Annotated in this window: 1 rRNA gene; it reads right to left on the reverse strand. The window is 45.1% G+C overall.

Annotation, left to right across the window (positions count from 1 at the left end):
* Positions 1-348, reverse strand: a 23S ribosomal RNA gene (locus AACY49_RS30095); the annotation flags it as partial.
* Positions 349-565 lie beyond the last annotated feature (217 nt).

Consider the following 565-nt stretch of genomic DNA (forward strand, 5'->3'; position numbering starts at 1 on the left):
AAGAGATTTTCGCGTACAGGGCTATCACCCACTATGGCCGCACTTTCCAGAGCGTTCCGCTAATCTCAAAGCCACTTAAGGGCTAGTCCCCGTTCGCTCGCCACTACTAAGGGAATCTCGGTTGATTTCTTTTCCTCAGGGTACTTAGATGTTTCAGTTCCCCTGGTTCGCTTCTTAAGCCTATGTATTCAGCTTAAGATACCTAACTTATGTTAGGTGGGTTCCCCCATTCAGACATCTCCGGATCAAAGTCTGTTTGCCGACTCCCCGAAGCTTTTCGCAGGCTACCACGTCTTTCATCGCCTCTGACTGCCAAGGCATCCACCGTATGCGCTTCTTCACTTGACCATATAACCCCAAGCAATCTGGTTATACTGTGAAGACGACATTCGCCGAAAATTCGCGATTAAACTCACAAATTTTACCTTAGCCTGATCCGTTACCAGTGAAAGTAACGTTCAGTCTATCTTTCTATCACATACCCAAATTTTTAAAGAACGATCTAGCCAAAGACTAGAAATCAACATTCACCATCATCACGATGGAATGCTCATTTCTAAGCTTT

The sequence above is a fragment of the Pseudomonas sp. EL_65y_Pfl2_R96 genome, from assembly GCF_963970905.1.
Taxonomy (GTDB): domain Bacteria; phylum Pseudomonadota; class Gammaproteobacteria; order Pseudomonadales; family Pseudomonadaceae; genus Aquipseudomonas.